The 22,587-nt window shown below is 70.6% G+C and carries 21 protein-coding genes; all 21 read left to right on the top strand.

Annotated elements, in window-relative coordinates:
- Positions 1-40 precede the first annotated feature (40 nt).
- Positions 41-466, top strand: coding sequence for a DUF3040 domain-containing protein (locus NWFMUON74_RS23790; RefSeq protein WP_187684015.1), 426 nt, complete (start codon positions 41-43; stop codon positions 464-466).
- 400 nt (positions 467-866) lie between these two features.
- Complete coding sequence (gene mraZ, locus NWFMUON74_RS23785) at positions 867-1,298, top strand: division/cell wall cluster transcriptional repressor MraZ (RefSeq protein WP_187684014.1); 432 nt, start codon at positions 867-869, stop codon at positions 1,296-1,298.
- Between the two features lie 201 nt (positions 1,299-1,499).
- A complete protein-coding gene (gene rsmH / locus NWFMUON74_RS23780) occupies positions 1,500-2,471 on the top strand; it encodes a 16S rRNA (cytosine(1402)-N(4))-methyltransferase RsmH (RefSeq protein WP_187684013.1) in 972 nt (323 codons plus the stop codon).
- Positions 2,472-2,538: 67 nt separating this feature from the next.
- Entirely contained in the window at positions 2,539-3,735 is a 1,197-nt protein-coding gene (gene ftsL / locus NWFMUON74_RS23775) for a cell division protein FtsL (protein ID WP_187684012.1), read from the top strand.
- Positions 3,732-5,621: a peptidoglycan D,D-transpeptidase FtsI family protein gene (locus tag NWFMUON74_RS23770; protein WP_187684011.1), complete on the top strand. Its 1,890-nt coding sequence runs from the start codon at positions 3,732-3,734 to the stop codon at positions 5,619-5,621. The genes ftsL and NWFMUON74_RS23770 overlap by 4 nt, the downstream gene beginning before the upstream one ends.
- Before the next feature lie 202 nt (positions 5,622-5,823).
- A complete protein-coding gene (locus NWFMUON74_RS23765; protein WP_187684010.1) occupies positions 5,824-7,422 on the top strand; it encodes a UDP-N-acetylmuramoyl-L-alanyl-D-glutamate--2,6-diaminopimelate ligase in 1,599 nt (532 codons plus the stop codon).
- Entirely contained in the window at positions 7,419-8,906 is a 1,488-nt protein-coding gene (locus NWFMUON74_RS23760; RefSeq protein ID WP_187684009.1) for a UDP-N-acetylmuramoyl-tripeptide--D-alanyl-D-alanine ligase, read from the top strand. The genes NWFMUON74_RS23765 and NWFMUON74_RS23760 overlap by 4 nt, the downstream gene beginning before the upstream one ends.
- Positions 8,903-9,979: a phospho-N-acetylmuramoyl-pentapeptide-transferase gene (gene mraY, locus NWFMUON74_RS23755; protein WP_187684008.1), complete on the top strand. Its 1,077-nt coding sequence runs from the start codon at positions 8,903-8,905 to the stop codon at positions 9,977-9,979. Before NWFMUON74_RS23760 ends, mraY begins: the two co-directional genes overlap by 4 nt.
- A gap of 49 nt (positions 9,980-10,028) precedes the next feature.
- Positions 10,029-11,477: a UDP-N-acetylmuramoyl-L-alanine--D-glutamate ligase gene (gene murD / locus NWFMUON74_RS23750; RefSeq protein ID WP_187689382.1), complete on the top strand. Its 1,449-nt coding sequence runs from the start codon at positions 10,029-10,031 to the stop codon at positions 11,475-11,477.
- The gene (gene ftsW / locus NWFMUON74_RS23745) at positions 11,474-12,964 is read left to right on the top strand and encodes a putative lipid II flippase FtsW (protein ID WP_232110555.1); all 1,491 of its coding nucleotides are present in this window, start codon (positions 11,474-11,476) and stop codon (positions 12,962-12,964) included. The genes murD and ftsW overlap by 4 nt, the downstream gene beginning before the upstream one ends.
- A gap of 56 nt (positions 12,965-13,020) precedes the next feature.
- Positions 13,021-14,139, top strand: a complete 1,119-nt coding sequence (gene murG / locus NWFMUON74_RS23740) for an undecaprenyldiphospho-muramoylpentapeptide beta-N-acetylglucosaminyltransferase (RefSeq protein ID WP_269475290.1) — start codon at positions 13,021-13,023, stop codon at positions 14,137-14,139.
- Between the two features lie 71 nt (positions 14,140-14,210).
- A complete protein-coding gene (gene murC / locus NWFMUON74_RS23735; RefSeq protein WP_187689381.1) occupies positions 14,211-15,656 on the top strand; it encodes a UDP-N-acetylmuramate--L-alanine ligase in 1,446 nt (481 codons plus the stop codon).
- A complete protein-coding gene (locus NWFMUON74_RS23730; protein WP_232110554.1) occupies positions 15,653-16,357 on the top strand; it encodes a cell division protein FtsQ/DivIB in 705 nt (234 codons plus the stop codon). The genes murC and NWFMUON74_RS23730 overlap by 4 nt, the downstream gene beginning before the upstream one ends.
- 357 nt (positions 16,358-16,714) lie before the next feature.
- Positions 16,715-17,938 (top strand): cell division protein FtsZ, encoded by a 1,224-nt coding sequence (gene ftsZ, locus NWFMUON74_RS23725; protein ID WP_187684006.1) that lies wholly within the window; start codon positions 16,715-16,717, stop codon positions 17,936-17,938.
- Between the two features lie 99 nt (positions 17,939-18,037).
- A complete protein-coding gene (pgeF, locus tag NWFMUON74_RS23720) occupies positions 18,038-18,772 on the top strand; it encodes a peptidoglycan editing factor PgeF (protein ID WP_187684005.1) in 735 nt (244 codons plus the stop codon).
- 84 nt (positions 18,773-18,856) lie between these two features.
- The gene (locus NWFMUON74_RS23715) at positions 18,857-19,606 is read left to right on the top strand and encodes a YggS family pyridoxal phosphate-dependent enzyme (RefSeq protein WP_187684004.1); all 750 of its coding nucleotides are present in this window, start codon (positions 18,857-18,859) and stop codon (positions 19,604-19,606) included.
- A gap of 109 nt (positions 19,607-19,715) precedes the next feature.
- Positions 19,716-19,880, top strand: a complete 165-nt coding sequence (locus NWFMUON74_RS23710; protein WP_187684003.1) for a hypothetical protein — start codon at positions 19,716-19,718, stop codon at positions 19,878-19,880.
- Positions 19,877-20,668 (top strand): cell division protein SepF, encoded by a 792-nt coding sequence (locus NWFMUON74_RS23705; RefSeq protein ID WP_187684002.1) that lies wholly within the window; start codon positions 19,877-19,879, stop codon positions 20,666-20,668. The genes NWFMUON74_RS23710 and NWFMUON74_RS23705 overlap by 4 nt, the downstream gene beginning before the upstream one ends.
- Before the next feature lie 125 nt (positions 20,669-20,793).
- Complete coding sequence (locus NWFMUON74_RS23700) at positions 20,794-21,078, top strand: YggT family protein (RefSeq protein ID WP_187684001.1); 285 nt, start codon at positions 20,794-20,796, stop codon at positions 21,076-21,078.
- A gap of 91 nt (positions 21,079-21,169) precedes the next feature.
- Complete coding sequence (wag31, locus tag NWFMUON74_RS23695) at positions 21,170-22,000, top strand: DivIVA-like cell division protein Wag31 (RefSeq protein ID WP_187684000.1); 831 nt, start codon at positions 21,170-21,172, stop codon at positions 21,998-22,000.
- A 102-nt stretch (positions 22,001-22,102) separates the two neighbouring features.
- Positions 22,103-22,306 carry a hypothetical protein gene (locus NWFMUON74_RS23690; RefSeq protein ID WP_187683999.1) on the top strand — a complete coding sequence of 68 codons (204 nt, stop codon included), beginning with the start codon at positions 22,103-22,105 and terminating at the stop codon, positions 22,304-22,306.
- Positions 22,307-22,587 lie beyond the last annotated feature (281 nt).

Raw genomic sequence — 22,587 nt, 5'->3', positions numbered from 1 at the left:
CCCGGAGACGACCACCACGACAAGTGCCGGGGGAGGTACCGTGCCACTCTCCGAGCACGAGCAGCGCATGCTCGAACAGATCGAGAGCGCTCTCTATGCTGAGGACCCCAAGTTCGCCTCGACCGTCCGTGGCGGACGCCTACGTTCGGCCACGGGCAGACGCAGACTTCAAGCGGCGACTCTGTTCGTCCTCGGCCTGGTTCTTCTCGTCGCGGGTATCGCGCTGCCCGTGAAGCCGGGTGGGTTCCCCATCATCAGTCTGCTCGGCTTCATCGTCATGTTCGGCGCGGGCGTCCTGCTGTTGCTGGGTGGCTCGGGTCTGCCGGGCGCCGGCCGCAAGGGCGGCGACGCGCAGCCGGGGCCGGGCGGCGGCTCCGCCGCTCCCAAGGGCAAGCAGCGCAAGTCCGGCGGGTTCGCCGCCCGCATGGAGGACCGGTTCAGGCGCCGGTTCGAACAAGACAACTAGCGCCCGCAGCTTTCCCGACACGCCGTGCGATGCACGGCGTGTCGTTTTGTTGTGTGCATCTCATCAGAGACCTCCGGGTATCGCCGCACCCTCGTTTCCCAGTACCCCCCACAACCACCCACCGCGGCTCCCCACTTCCGCCCACCACGCCGCGAGGGCCTTCGCGATCTGCGGGTTTGCTGATGGTTGTCGGGTCGTCGGACGAATCGGCGACATGCGACGGGAGAACTCGGTGGAAACTCCCCACCTCGGTGATAGCTGATATGAGCTGGGTATTCCGCCGCGAGCCCGCCTAGATCGCCCCCGCTTTCGATTGAAAGTGGGGGAAAGTGGGGTAATGTGGGACGCGCACTGATGGAGGCCGACCAGACGAGGTGATCCAGCAGGAGGTGTCGAGACGGTGTTTCTCGGTACCTATACGCCTCGCCTGGACGACAAGGGGCGACTGACGTTGCCTGCGAAGTTTCGGGACGAACTGGCGGGAGGGTTGATGGTCACGAAAGGTCAGGACCACAGCCTTGCCGTGTATCCGAAGGAGGAGTTCGCCGCACTCGCGCGGCGAGCCGCCGCGGCTTCCCGGAACAATCCGCAGGCACGGGCTTTCGTCCGAGCCCTGGCGGCTTCCACGGACGAGCAGCGTCCGGACGGGCAGGGCCGGATCACGTTGTCGGGCGAGCACCGCCGCTACGCGAACCTCACCAAGGACTGCGTGGTGATCGGCTCGGTCGACTTCCTCGAGATATGGGACAAGCAGGCGTGGGAGTCCTACCTCGCCGAACACGAGGAGGATTACTCGCAGGCCAGAGACGAGTCGCTGGGCGGAATCTTCTAGCCCCGACGAGGCGAGTGCCCCGCGGCCTCTGCCCGACCAGGACCCTGACGTACTTCCCCAACGCCAGGTGCCGATGGTCGGTCAGAGACCACGGGGCATCCACCACACGACGTGTGAGTCCAATCGCGGGTGGCCCCTGTGGCGTGTGCGCCACGCCCGGCACCGCCGGCGACACCGTGAGGCAGGATCCGGGAGGTCGAGGTGAATCATGCGAACCAGACTCCCCGCCATGTGCCGGTCCTCCTGCACCGCGCCGACGAAATCCTCGGTCCCGCACTGGTTTCCGGTGGCGTGCTGGTCGATGCGACCCTCGGTCTCGGCGGTCATGCCGAGCACTTCCTGCGCACGTATCCGGCGATCCGGCTGATCGGGCTGGACCGCGACACCGAGGCGCTGCGGCTCGCCGGTGCGCGGCTGCGCCCCTTCGCGGACCGGATCACGCTGGTTCACACCCGCTACGACGGTCTGGCCGAGGCGTTGCGCACCGCCGGGCTGGGCGCGGCGAATTCGGTCCGGGCGATCCTGATGGACCTGGGGGTGTCGTCGATGCAGCTCGACGAGTCCGAACGCGGCTTCGCCTACTCGATCGACGCCCCGCTGGACATGCGCATGGACCCGACGGCCGAACTCACCGCCGCCGACGTCCTCAATACCTACAGCCACGGGGAACTGGCCCGGGTGCTGAAAACCTATGGCGAGGAACGGTTTGCGGGGCGCATCGCGAGCGAGGTGGTGAGGCGGCGGCAGCAGCGGCCGTTCACCACGAGCGCTCAGCTGGTGGAGGTGCTCTACGAGGCGATTCCCGCCGCCACCCGGCGCACCGGCGGCCATCCCGCCAAGCGCACCTTTCAGGCGCTGCGGGTGGAGGTGAACCGGGAGCTGGAATCGCTGGAGGCGGCGCTGCCCGCCGCGCTCGACGCGCTCGAGGTGGGCGGCCGCATCGTCGTCATGTCGTATCAGTCGCTGGAGGACAAGGTCGTCAAGCAGGTGCTGACGCGGCGCTCCACGTCGCGCACACCGGCGGGGCTGCCGGTCGAACTGCCGGGCATGGGACCGGAATTCAGGATTCTCACTCGGGGGGCGGAGAAGGCATCCGCGGACGAGGTCGAGGAGAACCCGCGGGCCGCACCGGTACGGATGCGGGCCGCGGAACGGATAGAGGAGGCCGGATGAGCGTGGCGCGATCGTATGCCGCACCCGACCGGCCGACGGGGTCTGACGCAGTAGGGGAGGCGGAAATATGAGCGTGCGCACACGGGTGGACGCGCCGCGGCGGGAGTCGTCCCGGCGGGCGGCCAGGACCGCGGAGCAGCGGGCCGCGCAGGTCATGCCGCGGCGCGGTGTGAAGGCCGCGCCGCAGCGGGTGGAGCAGGCCGAGCGGGTGAAATCCGGTGCGGCGCAGCGTGCTTACGCCCGGCGGCGCAATCGCGTCCAGGGTGGCCTGCCGCCGCTCCCGGGCCGGGCGGCCTCCGCGATGGCGGGGCGGCTGCCGTTCGTGACCGGCATCATCGCGCTGCTGGCCGGTGGCCTGATGGTCACCCTGCTGCTGACGACCCGCGCCGCCGAGGACAGCTATCAGCTCGGCGACGCGCGCCGGATCAACCGCCAGCTCAGCGACGAGCGAGCGGCCCTGCAGCGCGAGGTCGCCGCCGCCGACTCGGCCCCCGAACTGGCGAACCGCGCCCGCGAACTCGGCATGATCCCCGCCAAGGACCCGTCCCGCCTGCTCATCGCCCCCGACGGCACGATCACGGTGATAGGCAAGGAAACCCCCGAGCAGGGCGCCCCCGCCCCACCCCTGAACACCACGCCCTCCGCACCCCCGTCCATACCCAAACTCGTCCAGGCCCAAGGAGAACGCCTCGTCCCGGTAACCACCACCCCCCACCCCGCACCCCCCAACCCGCCCGCTGCTGCCAACCAAGCCGCCGGTGCGAACCCGGCTGCGGGTGCGAATCCGGCTGCGGGTGCGAGCGCTGGTGCTGGTACCGACCCGGCCGTGGGTGCGAACCCGGGTGCCGGTGCGAGCCCGGCTGCGGGTACTGACCCGGCTGCGGGCGCGAATCCCATTGCGGGTGCTGAGCAGGGTGGCGACTCGGCTGCGGGTGCCGATCAGGTGTCCGGGGTGAACCAGGCCCCGGCCGCGGGACCAGGCAGCGCGCCCGAAGGCGTGGCCGCAGCGCCGAACCAGGCGGGTGCGAATCAGCAACAGCAGGCTCCGGCCCAGCCGCCCGCCGCACCGGTCGCGGGAGGTCCGGTAGGGGCAAGCCAGGCCCCGGTCGAAAGCTCCCCCGTCGCTTCGGACCAGTCGGCCGGACAGCCCGCGGAACCTGTTGCCGGACAGCAGGTTCCGGCGTCGGTGCCGCTCGACCAGACCGTCCCGGTTCCCGCTGCCCAGTCCGTCGAGCCGCCCGTGGCGGGTGGGGCGGTGCGATGAGTTCGGCGGGTGGGCGGACCTCGGCGGCGCGGCGGGGGCCGGTTCGGCGGCCGCGCAAGCGGGTCCGGGGGGCGGAGAGTGCGGCGGATGCCTCGGCTCGGATCCGGTTCGGGGTGGGGCGGATCCTGATGATGGCGGCGCTGCTCGTGGTCGCGGTCCAATTGCTCTGGGTGCAAACCGTTTCCGCGCCGTCGTTGTCGGCGGAGGCGGCGGGGCAGCGGACCGTGCACGTCGCGGACGCGGCGCTGCGCGGCCCGATCACCGACCGCAACGGCAAGTCGCTGGCGTTCACCATCGCGACCAAGGAACTCACCTTCCTGCCGGTGCAGGTGCGCAAGCAGCTGGCCGAGGCGCGGGCGAAATCGGCCAAGGCGCCCGACCCGGATCAGCGGCTGCAGGCGATCGCCAAGACGCTCCACGAGAAGCTCGGCCCGGCCGCCCCGAAGGAATCCGACCTGCTGGCGAAACTGCGCAGCGACGAGACCTTCGTTCGCCTGGCCCGCGATGTCGACGCGCGCGTGGCCGCCGAGATCAAGGAGGAGTACCCGGAGATCACGGTGGACCGCCAGGACAGCCGCGACTACCCCGGCGGCTCGCTGGCCGCCAACGTCATCGGCGCGGTCGGCTGGGACGGGCACGGCGCCATCGGCCTGGAGTCCTCGATGGACTCGCAGCTGGCCGGTACCGACGGCTCACACACCTACGACCAGGGCTCCGACGGCGCCGTGATCCCCGGCAGCGAGCGCGACCGCCAGCCCGCCGTCGACGGCGCCACCGTGGAGCTGACCCTGGACTCGGATCTGCAGTACTACGTGCAGCAGCAGGTTCAGCAGGCCAAGCAGATGTCGGGCGCCCAGGACGCCTCGGCCGTGGTGCTCGACGCGCACACCGGCCAGGTGCTGGCGATGGCCAACGACAACACCTTCAATCCCGAACTGGAGCCGAAGGACTGGGGCTCGGCGCAGATGGGCAACCCGTCGGTCGCCAACGTCTTCGAGCCGGGTTCGGTGAACAAGATCGTCACCGCGGCCTCGGCCATCGAGTACGGCCTCACCGATCCGCAAGAGGTGCACCAGGTCCCCGGCGAGATCAGCATGGGCGGGGTCACCGTGCACGACGCGTGGGACCACGGCGTCACCCCGTTCACCACCACCGGCATCTTCGGCAAGTCGTCCAATGTCGGCACCCTGATGCTGGCGCAGCGTGTCGGCGAGGACCGCTACGCCGACATGCTGAAGCGGTTCGGTCTCGGGCAGCGCACCGGCGTCGGCCTGCCGGGTGAGAGCGGCGGCAACGTTCCGGCCCGCGATCAATGGTCGGGCTCGACGTTCGCGAACCTGCCCATCGGCCAAGGCCTTTCGATGACGCTGCTGCAGATGACGGGCATGTACCAGGCGATCGCCAACGACGGGGTGCGGGTGCCGCCGCGCATCGTGAAGGCCGAGATCGGCCCCGGGGGCAACCGCGAGGAGGAGCCGCAACCCGACGGCGTGCGCGTCGTCAGCCCGCAGACCGCGCGGACGCTGCGCGGCATGTTCCAGTCGGTGGTCCAGCGCGACCCGATGGGCGTGCAGCAGGGCACCGGGCCCGCCGGCGGCGTCGAGGGCTACCAGGTGGCGGCCAAGACCGGCACCGCCCAGCAGATCGACGCGAATTGCCGCTGCTATTCCGCGGACCGCTACTGGATCACCTTCGCCGGCATCGCCCCCGCCGACAATCCGCGCTATGTCGTCGGCATCATGCTGAACGCGCCGATCCGCAGCTCCGACGGCAGTGGCGGGCAGTCGGCCGCGCCGCTGTTCCACAACATCGCCTCCTGGGCGCTGCAGCGCGACCGGATCCCGCCCTCCCCGCCCGCCAAGCCCCTTGTCCTGCAAGCGATGTGAGAATGGTTCGCCTGATGCAACGGTTTCGTCGACCGGAGTGCGCCCGTGGAACCGGTCCGGCACCGTCCCGGCACCGGGAACAGGACCGGTGACCGAGCCGGGCGGACCGAACCAGGATGGCAGGGAACCCGCAGCGTCGGCCTGACGGTAACCTGACACGTCGATCCGTTCCGGGGGGAGACGGCACCGCAGAACCGCATACATGGAGAGGAGCTTCGTGCCCGTGCAGCCCAGCCCGCAGGCCTTGCGCCCCGCGGCGCCGCCGTCCACCGCGCTGCGAACGGTCGTCGAGCTCACGGGCGCGCGCCCGAGCGGCGATCTCGCCGACCTCGCGGTCACCGGCATCGAACAGCGGTCGAACGCCGTGCGGCCGGGCGATCTGTTCGCCGGTCTGGCCGGGGCGCGGGCGCACGGCGCCCGGTTCGCCGCCGCCGCCGTCGAGCAGGGCGCGGTCGCGGTGCTCACCGATCCGGCCGGAGCCGATCTGATCGGCGCGCTGGACGTGCCCGTGCTGGTCCACGACGATCCGCGCGCTGTGCTGGGTGAGCTGTCGGCGGCGATCTACGGCAATCCGTCGCAGCGGTTGCAGGTCCTCGGCATCACCGGCACCTCCGGCAAGACCACCACGTCGTATCTGGTGGAGGCAGGTCTGGCCGCGGCCGGACGGCAGACGGCGCTGATCGGCACCATCGAGACCCGCATCGGCGGGCGCCGGGTGCCGAGCGCGCTGACCACGCCGGAGGCGCCGCAACTGCACGCGATGTTCGCGCTGATGGTCGAACAGGGCGTGCAGGTGGTGGTGATGGAGGTGTCCAGCCACGCGCTGGCGCTGGGCCGGGTCGACGGGGTGCGGTTCGCGGTGGGCGCGTTCACCAATCTGTCGCAGGACCACCTGGACTTCCACGCCGACTTCGAGGACTATTTCGCCGCCAAGCGACGACTGTTCGAGCCCGAGTCACCGGTCGCCGCCCAGCAGTGCGTGGTCTGCGTCGACGACGCCTGGGGCCGCCGCCTGGCGCGCGAGGTGGGCGGGCGCGCGCCCGTGGTGACGGTGGCGACGGCGGCGAGCCCGACCGGCGAGGCCGCCCCCGACTGGCTGGCCCTCGGCGCGTCGGCAGACGGCGGCGAGCAGACCTTCACCGCGGCCCGGCAGGACGCGAGAATCCCGGTGCGGCTGCGGCTTCCGGGCAGCTACAACATCGCCAACGGCCTGCTGGCGGTCGCGGTGTGCGAGGCGGCGGGCGTCGCGGCGGAGACCGCGGCGGCGGCGCTGGGGCACGTGGACGTGCCGGGCCGGATGCAGCGGGTGGATCGGGGGCAGGACTTCCTCGCGGTGGTGGACTACGCGCACAAGCCCGCCGCGGTGGAGTCGGTGATCGCGACGCTGCGCGAGTACATCAAGGGTTCGGGCGGGCGGCTGGCCGTGGTGGTCGGCGCGGGCGGCGACCGCGACGCGGGGAAGCGCCCGCTGATGGGCGCCACGGCGGCCCGCGGGGCCGATCTGCTGATCATCACCGACGACAATCCGCGCAGCGAGGATCCGGCGGTCATCCGCGACGCGATTCGCGGTGGCGCGCTGGGCATCGCGGAGGCCGAACGCGGCGAGGTCGTCGAGATCGGCGACCGCGCCGCGGCGATCACCGCCGCCGTGGACTGGGCCCGACCGGGCGACGTCGTGCTGGTGGCGGGCAAGGGACACGAGACTGGGCAGGAGATTGCGGGTGTGAAGTATCCGTTCGATGACCGCGAGGTGCTGGCGGAGGCCCTTTCACGGAAGATGAAGGACCTGACGGTTTCATGATCGAGATGACTCTGCGGGAGATCGCGGACGTCGTCGGCGGCACGCTGCACGATGTACCCGACCCCGCGGTGACGGTGACCGGCGCGGTCGAATTCGATTCGCGCCGAATCAATCCCGGCGACCTGTTCCTGGCGATGCCGGGCGAGCACGCCGACGGCCACGACTTCGCTGCCGCCGCGGTGGCCGCGGGCGCGGCGGCGGTGCTGGCGGCCCGCCCGGTCGGCGTGCCCGCGATCGTGGTGACGCCCGCGGGCGCCGCACCGAGCCGCGCGATGGCGCTGGCGCACGACCGCGACGGTTCCGGCGCGGCCGTGCTCGCGGCGCTGGCGAAGCTGGCCCGGGTGAATATCGACCGCCTGGTGGCGGGCGGGCTGACCGTTGTCGGCGTGACGGGATCGTCGGGCAAGACCTCCACCAAGGATCTGCTGGCGAGCGTGCTGGCCCCGCTGGGTCCGGTCGTCGCCCCGCCCGGTTCGTTCAACAACGAGCTGGGCCACCCGTGGACGGCGCTGCGCGCCGACGCGGCGACCGGATTCCTGGTGCTGGAGCTGTCCGCGCGCGGACCAGGACACATCAAGGCGCTCACCGAGATCGCCCCGCCGACCATCGGCGTCGTCCTCAACGTCGGCACCGCGCACCTGGGCGAGTTCGGCAGCCGCGAGGCGATCGCCCAGGCCAAAGGCGAACTGGTGGAGGCGCTTGCGCCGTCCGGCGTCGCCGTGCTCAACGCCGACGACCCGAACGTGGCGGCCATGGCGAGCCGCACGCAGGCGCGGGTGGTGACCGTCGGCCAGTCGACCGGAGCCGATGTACGGGCCACCGGCGTCGTCCTCGACAGCGACGCGCGGGCCCGGTTCACCTTGCACGCCAAGGGTTCCGAGGTACCGGTCCGGCTGGCCGTGCACGGCGAGCACCAGGTCGGCAACGCGCTGTCGGCCGCGGCGGTCGCGCTGGAGTGCGGCGCCGACCCCGAAACGGTGGCGCGGGCGCTGTCGGGCGCGCGGATCGCCTCCGCGCACCGCATGGATGTGCGCACCCGCGCCGACGGCGTCACCGTCGTCAACGATTCCTACAACGCCAACCCCGACTCGGTGCGCGCGGCGCTCAAGGCACTGGTGAGCATGGCCAAGGAGGCCGACCGCCGAACTTGGGCGGTGCTCGGCGAGATGGCCGAGCTGGGCGAGGAGTCGGTCATCGAACACGACCGCATCGGCCGGTTGGCGGTGCGCCTGGACGTCGATCGGCTCATCGTCGTCGGCACCGGACGCCCGGCGCACGCGCTGCATCAGGGTGCGGTGATGGAAGGCTCGTGGGGTGAGGAATCGGTTCTCGTCCCCGATATCGAGGCCGCGATCGCGGTGCTGGACGACGAGATCGCGGCGGGTGATGTGGTGCTGGTGAAGGCGTCGAACTCGGCCGGGTTGTGGGCGGTCGCGCAACACCTCGTCGCGGCTCCCGGGGCAGGCACGGAGGCGGCGGTATGAGACAGATCCTGTTCGCGGCGGCGATCGCCCTGGCGGTGTCGATCCTGCTGACGCCCTTGCTGATCCGGATGTTCGCCCGGCGCGGATTCGGCCAGGAGATCCGCATCGACGGGCCCGAGAGCCATCAGGCCAAGCGCGGCACCCCCACCATGGGCGGCGTGGCGATCCTGGTCGGGCTGTGGGCCGGGTACTGGGGTTCGCATCTGATCGGCATCGGGTACGAGGCCGAGGGGCCGACCGTCTCGGGCCTGCTGGTGCTGTCGCTGACCACGGCACTGGGTGCTGTCGGCTTCATCGACGACTTCATCAAGCTGCGCAAGCAGCGCAATCTCGGGCTCACCGCGGCGGGCAAGTACCTCGGGCAGCTGTCGGCCGCGGTCATCTTCGGCGTACTGGCGCTGCAGTTCCCGGGCGCGAACAAGCAGACCCCGGCCAGCCGCCACCTGTCCTACGTCCGCGACATCACCACGGTGTCGATGGGCGTCATCATCTTCCTGGCCTTCGTCTGCCTGGTGGTGGTCGCCTGGTCGAACGCGGTGAACCTGACCGACGGGCTGGACGGGCTGGCGGCGGGGTCGATGAGCTTGGTGCTGGGCTCCTACGTGATCATCACCTTCTGGCAGTACCGCAACGCCTGCTCCACGCACGCCGAGGCCGGGTGCTACAACGTGCGCGACCCCCTGGACCTGGCGCTGGTCTGCGCCGCCGGTGCGGCCGCCTGCATCGGATTCCTGTGGTGGAACGCGGCTCCCGCCAAGATCTTCATGGGCGACACCGGCTCGCTGGCGCTGGGCGGCCTGCTGGCCGGGCTGTCCATCACCACCCGCACCGAACTGCTGATGATCGTGATCGGCGCGCTGTTCGTGGCCGAGACGGCGTCGGTGGTGCTGCAGGTCGCGGTGTACCGCACCACCCGGAACCGGTTGTTCAAGATGGCGCCGTTCCACCACCACTTCGAACTCAGCAAATGGGCAGAGACTACGGTGATCATTCGGTTCTGGTTGCTCGCGGCCATAGCGTCGGCAGTCGGACTGGGATTGTTCTACAGCGAATATCTCTCTCAGGTCGGGTAAAGCAGCGATGGTCGAACACACTCCGCGGGCCCTGCGTTCACCGGGCCCCATGCTCGAATTCCTGCGTGGCCGTGACGTTCTCGTCGCGGGATGGGGGGTGTCGGGCAGGTCGCTGATCGAGCCGCTGCGCGATATCGGGGCCCGGCCCGTGGTCACCGACGCCGGTGAGAAGGCGATGGCCGAGGCCGCCGAACTCGGGCTCACCACCGCCACCGGCGAGGAACTGCTCGAGCCCGCCGCGCTGGACCGGTTCGCGCTGGTCATCACCAGCCCGGGCTGGCGGCCGGACTCGCCGGTGCTGGTCTCGGCGGTGACGGAGGGCATTCCGGTCTGGGGCGACGTCGAATTCGCCTGGTGGGTGGATCAGGCCCGGTTGTACGGCCCGGCCCGCAAGTGGCTGGTGATCACCGGCACCAACGGCAAGACCACCACTACTCAGATGACGCACGCGATTCTGCGCGCGGCCGGTATCGCCAGCGTGGCCTGCGGCAATATCGGGCTGCCGATCCTGGACGCGTTGCGGCGCAATCCCGGTCCGCAGGTGCTGGCGGTGGAGCTGTCGTCGTTCCAGCTGCACTGGGCGCCGTCGGTGCGCCCGGAGGCCGGGGTGGTGCTCAATGTCGCCGAGGACCACCTGGATTGGCACGGCGGCCTGGACGCCTACGCCGCCGCCAAGGCGCGGGCGCTGACCGGCCGCGTCGGCGTGGTCGGCCTGGACGATCCGGTCGCCGCGGCGCTCGCGCGAAAGTCCAAGGCGCGGCGCACCGTCGGCTTCCGGATCGGCGTGCCCGCCGACGGCGAACTCGGCGTGGTCGACGGCAAGCTGCTCGATCGCGCGTTCACCAAGGCCGCCATTCTCGCCGAGACCGGCGACATCAGCCCGGCCGGACCGGCCGGCGTGGCCGATGCCCTGGCCGCGGCGGCGCTGACCCGATCCATCGACGTCGCACCGCAATTCGTGAAGGAGGGCCTGCAGGAGCACAAGGTGGGCCCGCACCGTGCCGCGCTGGTGCGCGAGCTGGCCGGGGTGACCTTCGTCGACGACTCCAAGGCCACCAACCCGCACGCCGCGCGCTCCTCGATCCTGGCGCACCCGCAGGTGGTGTGGCTCGCGGGTGGTCAGCTCAAGGGCGCGCACATCGACGACCTGGTCGAAGAGGTCGCCGACCGGCTGGTGGCGGCGGTGCTGTTCGGACAGGACGCCCCGGTCGTCGCGGCGGCGTTGGCGCGACACGCGCCCGATGTCCCCGTGGTGGAGCTGGGTTCGGGTGACGATGCTGGGATGGGTGTGGAACTCACGTCCGAGATCGATGGCGCGGACGCGGTGATGGCGCGAGCGGTGCGGCTCGCCGCCGGTTACGCCCGCCGCGGGGACACGGTGCTGCTGGCGCCCGCCGCGGCCTCACTGGACATGTTCGCCGACTACACCCACCGGGGACGCAGTTTCGTCGCGGCGGTGCAGGCGCTCGACGAGGAAGATATCGGGAGCCCGCAGTGACCGAGAAGGCGCGCAAGCCCACCGCGACCTGGTTCGGTGCCTGGCTGGCGCGCCCGCTGGCTGATTTTCATCTCGTGGTCACCATCGCCGCGCTGCTCACCACGCTCGGGTTGGTGATGGTGCTGTCGGCGTCCAGCGTCGAGTCCTACGCCGACGGCGGCTCGGCCTACAAGCTGTTCATCCAGCAGGCGCTGTTCGCGGTGATCGGCGCGGTGCTGTTCTATCTGGCGTTGCGATTGCCGCTGCGACGGCTGCGGCAGCTCTCGTTCCCGATGTTCGCCGGGTCGGTGCTGTTGCTGGTGCTGGTGCTGATTCCCGGCATCGGCTCGCAGGTGCAGGGATCGCGGCGTTGGTTCGATCTCGGGTTCGCCTCGGTGCAGCCGTCGGAGGTCGTGAAGGTCACGCTGATCATCTGGGGCGCGCATCTGCTCGCCGCGCGGCGCTCGGAACACGCGAACTACAAGGACATCATGGTGCCGCTGGTGCCGGCCGGTCTGCTGGCGTGCCTGCTGGTGGTGCTGGAGCCCAACCTGTCGACGACCATCGCGCTGGGCCTGATCCTGGCGGCGCTGCTGTGGTTCGGCGGGCTGCCGGTGCGGCTGTTCGTGACCATCGCGGTGTCGGGCGTGATCGCCGCGGGTGTGCTGGCGCTCTCGGCCGGATATCGGTCCGACCGGATGCGCGCGTTCTTCAATCCCGGCGACGATCCGCAGGGCATCGGGTATCAGGCGCGGCAGGCGCTGTTCTCGTTGGCCGACGGCGGCATCTGGGGACGTGGGCTCGGCCAGAGCCGCGCCAAGTGGAGCTATCTGCCCAACGCGCACAACGATTTCATCTTCGCGATCATCGGCGAGGAACTCGGATTCCTGGGCTGCGCACTGGTTCTGGGCCTGCTGGCGCTGTTCGCGCATACCGGGCTGCGGATCGCGAGCCGCTCGGTGGACCCGTTCCTGCGGCTGCTCACCGCCACCGCGACCTTCTGGATCACCGGGCAGGCCCTGATCAACATCGGCTATGTGGTGGGCCTGCTCCCGGTGACCGGTCTGCAGCTGCCGCTGGTGTCGGCGGGCGGGTCGTCCTTGGCGATCACGCTGTTGATGTTCGGCATCATCGCCAGCGCGGCCCGGCACGAACCCGAGGCGGTGGCGGCGCTGCACGCCGGGCAGGACGGCCGGATGAGCCGGTTGCTGCGGCTGCCCAGGCCGGAGGTGTACTCCACCGCGCGCGCCCAGGCCGCGCGGGGCCGCTCGGGTCTGCGGGCCGCGCCGCCACGTCGCGAACTGGGCGCGGGCGAGCGGCGCGGCACCGGTCGGCGGGGTGGCTCCGACCCGGCGCCGCGCCGCTCGATAGATTCGGATTCCGCCCGGCGCCGGGCGGCGGATACGGGCCGGCGCGAGAGCCGCACGACGAGTTCGTGGCGCTCGACGCGCGCTTGGGAGCCGAACTATCCGATGACACATGCGAGAGAACGGGGTAATTCGAGGTGACAACCGGCGGGAGCGTCAGGTCCGAGACGGAAAGACCTGGGGGACGGGCACTCTCGGTGATAGTCGCGGGCGGCGGCACCGCCGGACATATCGAACCCGCGATGGCGGTCGCCGACGCGCTGCGCCGGCTCGACCCCTCGATCCGGATCACCGCGCTGGGCACCGCGCGCGGATTGGAGACCGCGCTGGTCCCCGAACGCGGCTACCCCCTCGAATTGATTCCGCCGGTGCCGTTGCCGCGCAAGCCCTCCGGCGATCTGCTGCGGCTGCCCGCGCGGGTGCGGTCGGCGGTGGCGCGCACCCGCGCGGTGATCGACGCGGTCGAGGCGGACGTGATCGTCGGATTCGGCGGATATGTCGCGCTGCCCGCGTATCTCGCGGCCGGGCGCGGTGTCCCGCTCGGGCGGGCTCGGCGGGCGGTGCCGGTGGTGGTGCACGAGGCGAATGTCAAGGCGGGCATCGCGAACAAAGTGGGTGCGCGCCGCGCCGCCCGGGTGCTGGCCGCGGTGGCGAACTCCGGGGTGCGGGCGCCGGGCCGCGGCGACGCGGAGATCGTGGGCATCCCGGTGCGCGAGGCCATCGCGACACTGGACCGGGCGACGCTGCGGGCGGAGGCCCGCGCCCACTTCGGGTTGCCCGCCGAGGGGCCGGTGCTGCTGGTGTTCGGCGGCTCGCAGGGCGCGCGGCGGCTCAACGAGGCGGTGTCGTCCGCCGCGCCGCAGCTGACGGCGGCGGGCGTGTCGGTGCTGCACGCGCACGGGCCCAAGAACACCCTCGAGATCACGGGTGTCGATCCGCAGGGCACGGCGAAGTATGTCGCGCTGCCCTATCTGTCCCGGATGGATCTGGCCTACGCCGCCGCCGACGCGGTGGTGTGCCGGTCCGGTGCCATGACCGTGGCCGAGGTGTCGGCGGTCGGCCTGCCGGCGTTCTACGTGCCGCTGCCGCACGGCAACGGCGAGCAGGAACTCAACGCCCGCCCGATCGTGGCCAAGGGTGGTGGCAGAATCGTGCCGGATTCGGAACTGACCGGGAAATACGTGATAGACGAGGTGATTCCGCTGCTCACCGATTCGGTGCGGCTGTCGGGCATGGCCGCCGCGGCCGCCGGAGCCGGCCATCGCGAGGCCGCCGACACGGTGGCGCGGATCGTGGTGGAGGTGGCCGGCCGGTGACGACGGACAACACCGGCGAGCAGAATCCGCCGGGCCCCAGCGAACTACCGCCGCTGCTGCGGCGGGTGCACATGGTCGGCATCGGCGGTGCCGGGATGTCCGGCATCGCCCGGATCCTGCTCTCCCGCGGCGGTGCGGTCTCGGGCTCCGACGCCAAGGAGAGCCGCGGCGTGCTCGCGCTGCGGGCTCGTGGCGCTCAGGTCCGCATCGGCCACGACGCCTCCGCCCTGGACCTGCTGCCCGGCGGCCCGACGGCCGTGGTGACCACCTACGCGGCCATCCCCAAGACCAATCCCGAACTGGTGGAGGCGAATCGGCGCGGGGTGCCGGTGTTGCTGCGCCCCACCGTGCTCGCCGAGCTGATGCAGGGCCATCGCACGCTGCTGGTGTCGGGCACCCACGGCAAGACCTCGACCACCTCGATGCTGGTGGTTTCGTTGCAGCACTGCGGTTTCGACCCGTCCTTCGCCGTCGGCGGTGAGTTGAACGAGGCCGGTACCAACGCCCACCACGGCACCGGCGGCTTCTTCGTGGCCGAGGCCGACGAGTCCGACGGCTCGCTGCTGCAGTACGACCCGGACGTCGCGGTGGTGACCAACATCGAATCCGATCACCTGGATTTCTTCGGCTCCGACGAGGCCTACGTTCAGGTGTTCGACGATTTCGTGGCGCGACTGCGGCCCGGCGGGCTGCTGGTGGTGTGCCTGGACGATCCGGGCTCGCGCGCGCTGGCCGAGCGGGTCGCCGCGCGGCAGGCGGCGGGCGAGCTGGATATCCGGGTCCTCGGCTACGGCTCCGGCGAACTGCCCGGCTCGCCCGTCCCGGCCGGTGCCCGGATGCTGTCGTGGGAGCCGCGCGACGTCGGCGGCGTGGTCACCTTCCAGTTCGCCGACGAACCCGCCCCGCGCACGCTGCGGCTGGCGGTGCCGGGCCGCCACATGGCGTTGAACGCGCTCGCCGCGCTGCTGGCCGCCCGCGAGACGGGTGCCGCGGTCGACGAATTGCTGCAGGGCCTGGAGGGTTTCGGGGGAGTGCACCGGCGGTTCCAGTTCGTGGGCCGCGAGAACGGGGTGCGGGTGTTCGACGACTACGCCCACCATCCCACCGAGGTACGCGCCGTGCTGGGCGCCGCCGCCGAGCTGGTGCGGCAGGAGGCCGCCGACGGCGCCCGCTCCCGGCAGGGTCGGGTGATCGTGGTGTTCCAGCCACACCTGTACAGCCGCACCGCCACCTTCGCCACCGAATTCGGCGCCGCGCTCGACCTGGCGGACGAGGTGGTGGTGCTCGATGTCTACGGCGCCCGCGAGAAGCCGCTGCCCGGCGTAAACGGCGCGCTGGTCGCCCAGGCCGTCGGCAAGCCCGTGCACTATCAACCGGACATGTCGCGGGTCGGGCGCCAGGCCGCGAGCCTGGCCCGCCCCGGCGACGTCGTGATCACCATGGGCGCGGGCGATGTGACGATGCTCGGCGGACAGATCCTCGACGGGCTGCGGGTGCGGCCGCCGGCGGGACGGTGACCGGCGGGTGGATCGGCGGCGTGGACCGGCTGCGTGAGCTGCCGGTCCGGCGAATTGTGCTGTGGGGCCTGCCCGTCGTACTGCTGCTGATCGTCGCGATAGCCGTCTCCTATTTCACGCCGGTTTTCTCGGCGCGCACCGTGCGCGTCGAGGGTCTCGTCACGGTTCCCGAGGAGCAGGTGCGACAGGTCGTGCGAATTCCCGAGGGCCGATCGATGTTGCGTATCGACACCGACGCGGTGGCACGGCGGGTGGCGGGTATTCCGAAGATTCATTCCGCGCGCGTGCAACGACAGTTTCCGGGAACCGTGCGGATCACGGTCGAGGAACGCACCCCGGTGCTGTTCTACGACAGCCCGCAGGGTCCGCACCTGCTCGACGTCGACTGTGTCGAATACGCCGTCGAACCGCCGCCGCCGGGCGTGCCGAAGCTCTCGACCGAGCATCCGGGAAGTAGCGACCCGGTCACTCGGGCGGCCGTGGCGGTGCTCGACGCCGCACCGCCGGGACTGCGCGCACAGGTGGGAGAGGTTGTGGCACGGTCGGTTTCGAACATCGAACTGAACCTCATCGACGGGCGCACCGTACTGTGGGGTGGTGCGGACGATTCGGCGCGCAAGGCCGCGGTGGTGTTGCCGGTGCTGACCCGGCCGGGCACGGTGTTCGACGTGTCGAGCCCCGATCTGGTAACGGTAAAGTGAGTGATACCCGTTGTGCCTTCGGTCTTTTCGGTGACTGTCACCGGCAGCCGCCGAAAATCCGCGGGCGCGGGGAACGATTCCCGGCGCACGGGGCGGCCGTTCGCGATACGATGCGGGGCGGGCTCGGACGAGACGGATCACACAAGATTCTCACGCTCGTTTCGGCGCGCCTGCGCGCGGATTGCGGCGGGTGCGAATAGCGTTCCGCAGCAGTCGGATACTTGACATAACGCTAACCCTATTGTTGAGGTTTAGGGTTTGCCCGGTCGAAAGCCCGGGTTTGCTCCTACCGAACGGTCGGCGTTCTGCCGAGAATCCGAAAACGACAGGCTTTAGATCGAAGGAAGGCGAGAGCCCATGACGCCCCCGCACAACTACCTTGCAGTGATCAAGGTCGTCGGTATCGGCGGCGGCGGCGTGAATGCCGTCAACCGGATGATCGAACAGGGACTCAAGGGAGTCGAGTTCATCGCGGTCAACACGGACGCGCAGGCGCTGCTGATGAGTGACGCGGACGTCAAGCTGGACGTCGGCCGGGAGCTCACCCGCGGTCTGGGCGCCGGTGCGGATCCGGAGGTCGGCCGCAGGGCCGCCGAGGACCACAAGGACGAGATCGAAGAGGTGCTCAAGGGCGCCGACATGGTCTTCGTGACCGCGGGCGAGGGCGGTGGCACCGGCACCGGCGGCGCTCCCGTGGTCGCGAGCATCGCCCGCAAGCTGGGCGCGCTGACTATCGGCGTGGTGACCCGCCCGTTCTCGTTCGAGGGCAAGCGCCGCAGCAACCAGGCGGAGGCCGGGATACAGGCGCTGCGCGAATCCTGCGACACGCTGATCGTGATCCCCAACGACCGGCTGCTGCAACTCGGCGACGCGGCGGTGAGCCTGATGGACGCCTTCCGCTCCGCCGACGAGGTGCTGCTCAACGGTGTCCAGGGCATCACCGACCTGATCACCACCCCCGGCCTGATCAACGTCGACTTCGCCGACGTCAAGAGCGTCATGTCCGGCGCCGGTTCGGCGTTGATGGGCATCGGCTCCGCGCGCGGCGAGGGCCGTTCGGTGAAGGCCGCCGAGGCGGCGATCAATTCGCCGCTGCTGGAGGCGTCGATGGACGGTGCGCACGGTGTGCTGCTGTCGATCGCGGGCGGGTCGGACCTGGGCCTGTTCGAGATCAACGAGGCGGCGTCGCTGGTGCAGGAGGCGGCGCACATCGAGGCCAACATCATCTTCGGTACGGTGATCGACGATTCGCTCGGCGACGAGGTACGGGTGACGGTCATCGCCGCCGGATTCGACGGCGGCACCCCGGCTCGGCGCATCGACTCCTCGGGCCGTTCCACCATCGGCTCGGCACGCGCGGGCGAGATCGGCCAGACCACGACGCGCGGCACCGACTTCGGATCCACCCGGTCGACGGAATCGACCCCGGCCGCCGCGCCCGTGCAGCGCGGCCCCGCACCGTCCTACGAGCCCCGCCCGGCGAGCGACCCGACCGTCGCCCACAACTCCCGCACCCACATCCAGCCCCCGGACGAGGACACCGACGACGACGTGGACGTGCCGTCGTTCATGCGCCGCTGACCCAACCCACCCCAGCACCCGCTCCGCGCGCCGGAGCGGGTGCTGTCGTCTCCGCGTCCCCGGCAGGGTTGCCGCGACGAGACCACTAACCTCGGGGGTATGACGACTGTTTCGGTCCGGACCCGGCGGGTGACCACCACACGCGCCGGGGGCTTCTCGCGGGCACCCTACGACTCGTTCAATCTCGGCGACCATGTCGGGGACGATCCGGAGGCGGTGCGGCGCAACAGGATACGTCTGGCCGAGGGTATCGGCCTGGCGCCGGAGCGGCTGGTCTGGATGGAGCAGGTGCACGGGCGCAACGTCGAGGTCGTGGACGGCCCCCGCCCGGAACCGGTGCCGGTGACCGACGCGCTGGTGACCACGGTCCCGGGCCTGGCGCTGGTGGTGCTGACCGCGGACTGCGTGCCGATCCTGCTTTCCGACGACGAGGCCGGGGTGATCGCGGCCGTGCACGCCGGCCGGGTGGGCGCGCGCATCGGCATCGTGCCCAGGGTGCTGGAGGTCATGGTCGCCGCGGGCGCGAAACCCGAACGCGTCGGGGCATTCCTGGGCCCGGCGGCGAGCGGGCGGCAGTACGAGGTCCCGGCCGCCATGCGCGACGACGTGGCGGCCCACCTGCCCGGCAGCGCCACCACCACCGCCAAGGGCACCCCCGGCCTCGATCTGCGCGCGGGCATCCGCCGCCAGCTCGAGGAGGCCGGTGTCGGCGCCGTCGCCGTCGACCCGCGCTGCACCATCGAGGACCCGGCACTGTTCAGCCACCGCCGCGGCGCGCCCACCGGCCGCATCGCGGGCGTCATCTGGATGGAGACCGCGAGTTCTCCGGAATAGTTCTGCCCCTTCTTTCGGGGGCAGGTGAAATTCCGACACGCCCGGCGCATTCGTGATCCGTTTCGCATTCGAGGGAGCAGCTCTATGACGACCGAATCCGGCACCGCCGCCACGGCATCCGTCCGGGCCACCGAACTGTCCAGGGCCCTGGCCGAGCTGACGGCCCGGATCGAATCTGCGAGCCGGGCGGCGGGACGGGACCCCGCCGAGACCACGTTGCTTCCGGTGACGAAATTCTTCCCCGCCTCGGATATCGAGCACCTGTATGCCCTGGGCAGACGCGAATTCGGCGAGTCACGCGAGCAGGAGGCGGCGGCGAAGACGGCCGAGCTGCAACGACTTTCGGGCGTGCGCTGGCACATGATCGGCCGCCTGCAGCGCAACAAGGCGAAATCCGTCGCACGCTGGGCCTACGCCGTGCACTCGGTGGACAGCGAACGGCTCGTCGCCGCACTGGACACCGGGACGGCCGCGGCCCGCGCGGCCGGGCTGCGCGACACCCCGCTGCGAGTCCTGCTCCAGGTCAGCCTGGACAGCGATCCGACCCGCGGCGGTGTCGCCCCCGACGACCTGCCGCGCCTGGCCGAACAGGTGACCCAGACGGAACACCTCCGATTGGCCGGATTGATGGCGATTCCGCCCCTGGACGCCGATCCCGAGCCCGCGTTCGCCCGCCTCGCCGAACTGCATGCCCGGCTGCGCGCCGACCATCCCGAGGCCGGCGAACTGTCCGCCGGCATGTCCGGTGACCTGGAGATCGCAATCCGACACGGTTCCACGTGCGTGCGTGTCGGTACCGCCTTGATGGGCACCCGACCGATAACCTCGGGATAGCAAACAAACCTCATCAGTCACATTCGAAACATTATGCTGGGGACTGACGAGAACTGAGCAGGACTTCAACACCCCACGCCAACCGGGTGCCGTAGGAAGGTCGACCAGGATGAGCGAGCGCAGCGAGCGAGATGTCAGCGCAGCCACGAGCGTGCTCGTGCTGGGGTCGAGTGTGAGCGAGGTGGGAGCCGTGAGTGAGCGCAGCGAGCGAAGCATCGACGCAGCCACGAGCGTGCTCGTGCCGGAGGCGAGCGCAAGCGAGGTGGAGGCATGAGCACGCTGCACCGGTTCAAGGCGTACTTCGGCATGGTTCCGCTCGAGGAATACGAAGACGACTACGTCGACGACCGCGGTCCCCGGGGCATCGAGGACCGTAGCCAGCGCCGCCCGCGCGACTTCGGCGAATCCCGTTACGACAGCGGCCGTTCCCGGTTCGGCGACGACCGCTACGACGACGAGCCCGGCTACCCGGAACCGTCGTACAAGGCGCCGTACCGCCCCGGCTACACCGTCGCCCGCCGCGACGACTACGTCGAGGACTCCTACGCCGACGACCGCTACGAGCCCCCGCGCCGCCCCACCCGTATCGACGCCGGCCCGTCCGGCCGCGGGCGGGGAATGGACCGCCTCGGCGGCGGCACGCCGATGGTGCGCGGCACCACGCACGGCGCGCTGGCGGTCGATCCGGAGGTCGAGCGCCGGATGGAGGAGCGCCGACTGGAGGAACAGGCCCGTTTCGAGCCGGCACCGCGCCGCGCGCCGGTGTTCGAGGACGGAGGCCCCTTGTCCAAGATCACGACGCTGCGCCCGCGGACCTACGCCGAGGCCGCCATCATCGGTGAGCGGTTCCGCGACGGCACGCCGGTGATCATGGACCTGGTCGAGATGAGCAACGCCGACGCCCGTCGCCTGGTCGACTTCGCCGCCGGTCTGGCGTTCGCGCTGCGCGGCTCCTTCGACAAGGTAGCGACCAAGGTGTTCCTGCTCTCACCGGCCGACGTCGACGTATCGGCCGAGGAGCGCCGCCGGATCGCCGAAACCGGCTTCTACAACCAGAAATAGCCTCGCCGCGGGGGAGTCGCGCCGCGGCCGCGCCCCCGGTCGACACGCCGCGATCGGGGGACTGTGGCCGCGGTCCGACGGCGCGGGGAGTTTGCAGGACACCGATTCTGAGGCAAAGTGGTCACGTGGCCTTGTTCCAGGTGCTGTATGTACTCCTGTTCCTCTTCTGGCTGTTGTTGATCAGCCGAGTGATCGTCGAGTTCATCCGCAACTTCGCGCGGGACTGGCATCCGCGTGGCGTGGTTGCCGTCGTCCTGGAGGTGATCTTCACGATCACCGACCCACCGGTGAAACTCCTGAGGCGCTTGATACCGCCGGTGAACCTGGGGGGAATTCGCCTCGATCTGTCGATTATGGTGCTGCTTTTCATCGTGTTCATCTTGATGTCGGTCACGAGTAGTCTCGCGTAGCCGGTCCCCCGGGTGTGACAGAATGGGCCGAGAACAATAGCTTGCCAGATCTACCGCTAGATCTCCGTACGAAGCGTGAAGGGATCCTTCCATGCCGCTGACCCCAGCCGATGTGCACAACGTCGCGTTCAGCAAACCGCCGATCGGGAAGCGCGGCTACAACGAGGACGAAGTCGACGCCTTCCTCGACCTGGTCGAGCAGGAGCTCTCACGCCTCATCGAGGAGAACGCGGACCTGCGCCAGCGGGTTGCCGAGCTGGATTCCGAGCTGGCCGAGGCCAAGAAGGCGCCGCGCCCGGCGCCGCAGGCCGTGAAACCCGCTCCGCCGCAGCCCGAACCGCCCAAACCGGTCCCCGTGCCGCCGCCGGCGCCGGTCGTGCAGGCCGCCCCGCCCGCCGCGCCGAAGGACGCCGCGGACGCGAACCTACAGGCCGCGAAGGTGCTGAGCCTGGCCCAGGAAATGGCCGACCGGCTCACCAGCGACGCCAAGACCGAGGCCGAGAACCTGCTGTCGAACGCGCGGGCAAATTCGGAGCGACTCGTCAGCGATGCGCGTACCCGCTCCGAGGGCATGATCGCCGAGGCCCGCCAGAAGGCGGAGTCCATGCTGTCCGACGCGCAGACCCGCTCGGACAACCAGCTGCGCCAGGCCAAGGAGAAGGCCGACGCCCTGCAGGCCGACGCCGAGCGCAAGCACACCGAGATCATGGCGACGATCACCCAGCAGCGCAGCGTGCTGGAGAGCCGGATCGAGCAGTTGAAGACCTTCGAGCGCGAGTACCGGGTGCGGCTGAAGTCCTACCTGGAGTCGCAGCTCGAGGAGCTGGAGAACCGTGGCTCGGCGGTGCCGGTGGACGGCGGCGACACCTTCGACGGCGCCAACAACCACGCCCCCGCGTCGTTCGCCCAGGGCGGCAAGTAGTTTCGTCCGTTCGGATCTCCGCCGGCTCCGCGGCTGTGCCGGGTTCGGCGCGCCGCGCTTGTCGTGTGGTCTCGAGCCACCTGGCCCGCGTAGGGGGTGACCATGCTCGTCCTGACGCTCGTCCTGGCCGCCATCGGATTCGCCCTGCTGGTGACGGCGCTGACCACCGGATCGGTGATCTGGGCCTGGGGGTGCATCGTGGTGTGCGTCATCGGCGCGGTGCTGCTACTGGTGAGTGCGCTGTCGATGCGCGACTCCGACGACGACGATCAGTCCTCGCGTCCCGGCCGGCATGCCAAGCGGTGAGCATGGGGGGATGGGCCACGCCGGTGGGGCCCGGAAATAACATTGCCCACGCTGGCTACAATCAAACCTGAACATCGGCACTGATCCGGCGATCACCGGGGAGCCTTCGGAAGAACGGCATCGGGCCTGGTCCCGGCGCCCAGTAGAACCGAACGGGTGAGCCCGTCACAGCTCACGACGAGAGGTCGGGGCCCGAGCCGCACGACGGCGCGGCGCCCGGACAAGCGGGGTGGTACCGCGGTCTCGGCGCACCGGCGCCGGAATCGTCCCCGTGCCCACCG

It is taken from the genome of Nocardia wallacei (assembly GCF_014466955.1).
Classification (GTDB): domain Bacteria; phylum Actinomycetota; class Actinomycetes; order Mycobacteriales; family Mycobacteriaceae; genus Nocardia; species Nocardia wallacei.
The sequence above is the reverse complement of the archived record's forward strand: the minus strand, read 5'-3'. Positions and strand labels throughout refer to the sequence as shown.

What these genes read in the sequence shown, in the direction of transcription:
- ftsL (WP_187684012.1), top strand. Translation starts at nt 2,539, where the DNA reads ATGAGCGTGCGCACACGGGTGGACGCGCCGCGGCGGGAGTCGTCCCGG.
- NWFMUON74_RS23770 (WP_187684011.1), top strand. Translation starts at nt 3,732, where the DNA reads ATGAGTTCGGCGGGTGGGCGGACCTCGGCGGCGCGGCGGGGGCCGGTT.
- NWFMUON74_RS23765 (WP_187684010.1), top strand. Translation starts at nt 5,824, where the DNA reads ATGGAGAGGAGCTTCGTGCCCGTGCAGCCCAGCCCGCAGGCCTTGCGC.
- NWFMUON74_RS23760 (WP_187684009.1), top strand. Translation starts at nt 7,419, where the DNA reads ATGATCGAGATGACTCTGCGGGAGATCGCGGACGTCGTCGGCGGCACG.
- mraY (WP_187684008.1), top strand. Translation starts at nt 8,903, where the DNA reads ATGAGACAGATCCTGTTCGCGGCGGCGATCGCCCTGGCGGTGTCGATC.
- murD (WP_187689382.1), top strand. Translation starts at nt 10,029, where the DNA reads ATGCTCGAATTCCTGCGTGGCCGTGACGTTCTCGTCGCGGGATGGGGG.
- murC (WP_187689381.1), top strand. Translation starts at nt 14,211, where the DNA reads ATGGTCGGCATCGGCGGTGCCGGGATGTCCGGCATCGCCCGGATCCTG.
- ftsZ (WP_187684006.1), top strand. Translation starts at nt 16,715, where the DNA reads ATGACGCCCCCGCACAACTACCTTGCAGTGATCAAGGTCGTCGGTATC.
- pgeF (WP_187684005.1), top strand. Translation starts at nt 18,038, where the DNA reads ATGACGACTGTTTCGGTCCGGACCCGGCGGGTGACCACCACACGCGCC.
- NWFMUON74_RS23715 (WP_187684004.1), top strand. Translation starts at nt 18,857, where the DNA reads ATGACGACCGAATCCGGCACCGCCGCCACGGCATCCGTCCGGGCCACC.
- NWFMUON74_RS23710 (WP_187684003.1), top strand. Translation starts at nt 19,716, where the DNA reads ATGAGCGAGCGCAGCGAGCGAGATGTCAGCGCAGCCACGAGCGTGCTC.
- NWFMUON74_RS23705 (WP_187684002.1), top strand. Translation starts at nt 19,877, where the DNA reads ATGAGCACGCTGCACCGGTTCAAGGCGTACTTCGGCATGGTTCCGCTC.
- wag31 (WP_187684000.1), top strand. Translation starts at nt 21,170, where the DNA reads ATGCCGCTGACCCCAGCCGATGTGCACAACGTCGCGTTCAGCAAACCG.
- NWFMUON74_RS23690 (WP_187683999.1), top strand. Translation starts at nt 22,103, where the DNA reads ATGCTCGTCCTGACGCTCGTCCTGGCCGCCATCGGATTCGCCCTGCTG.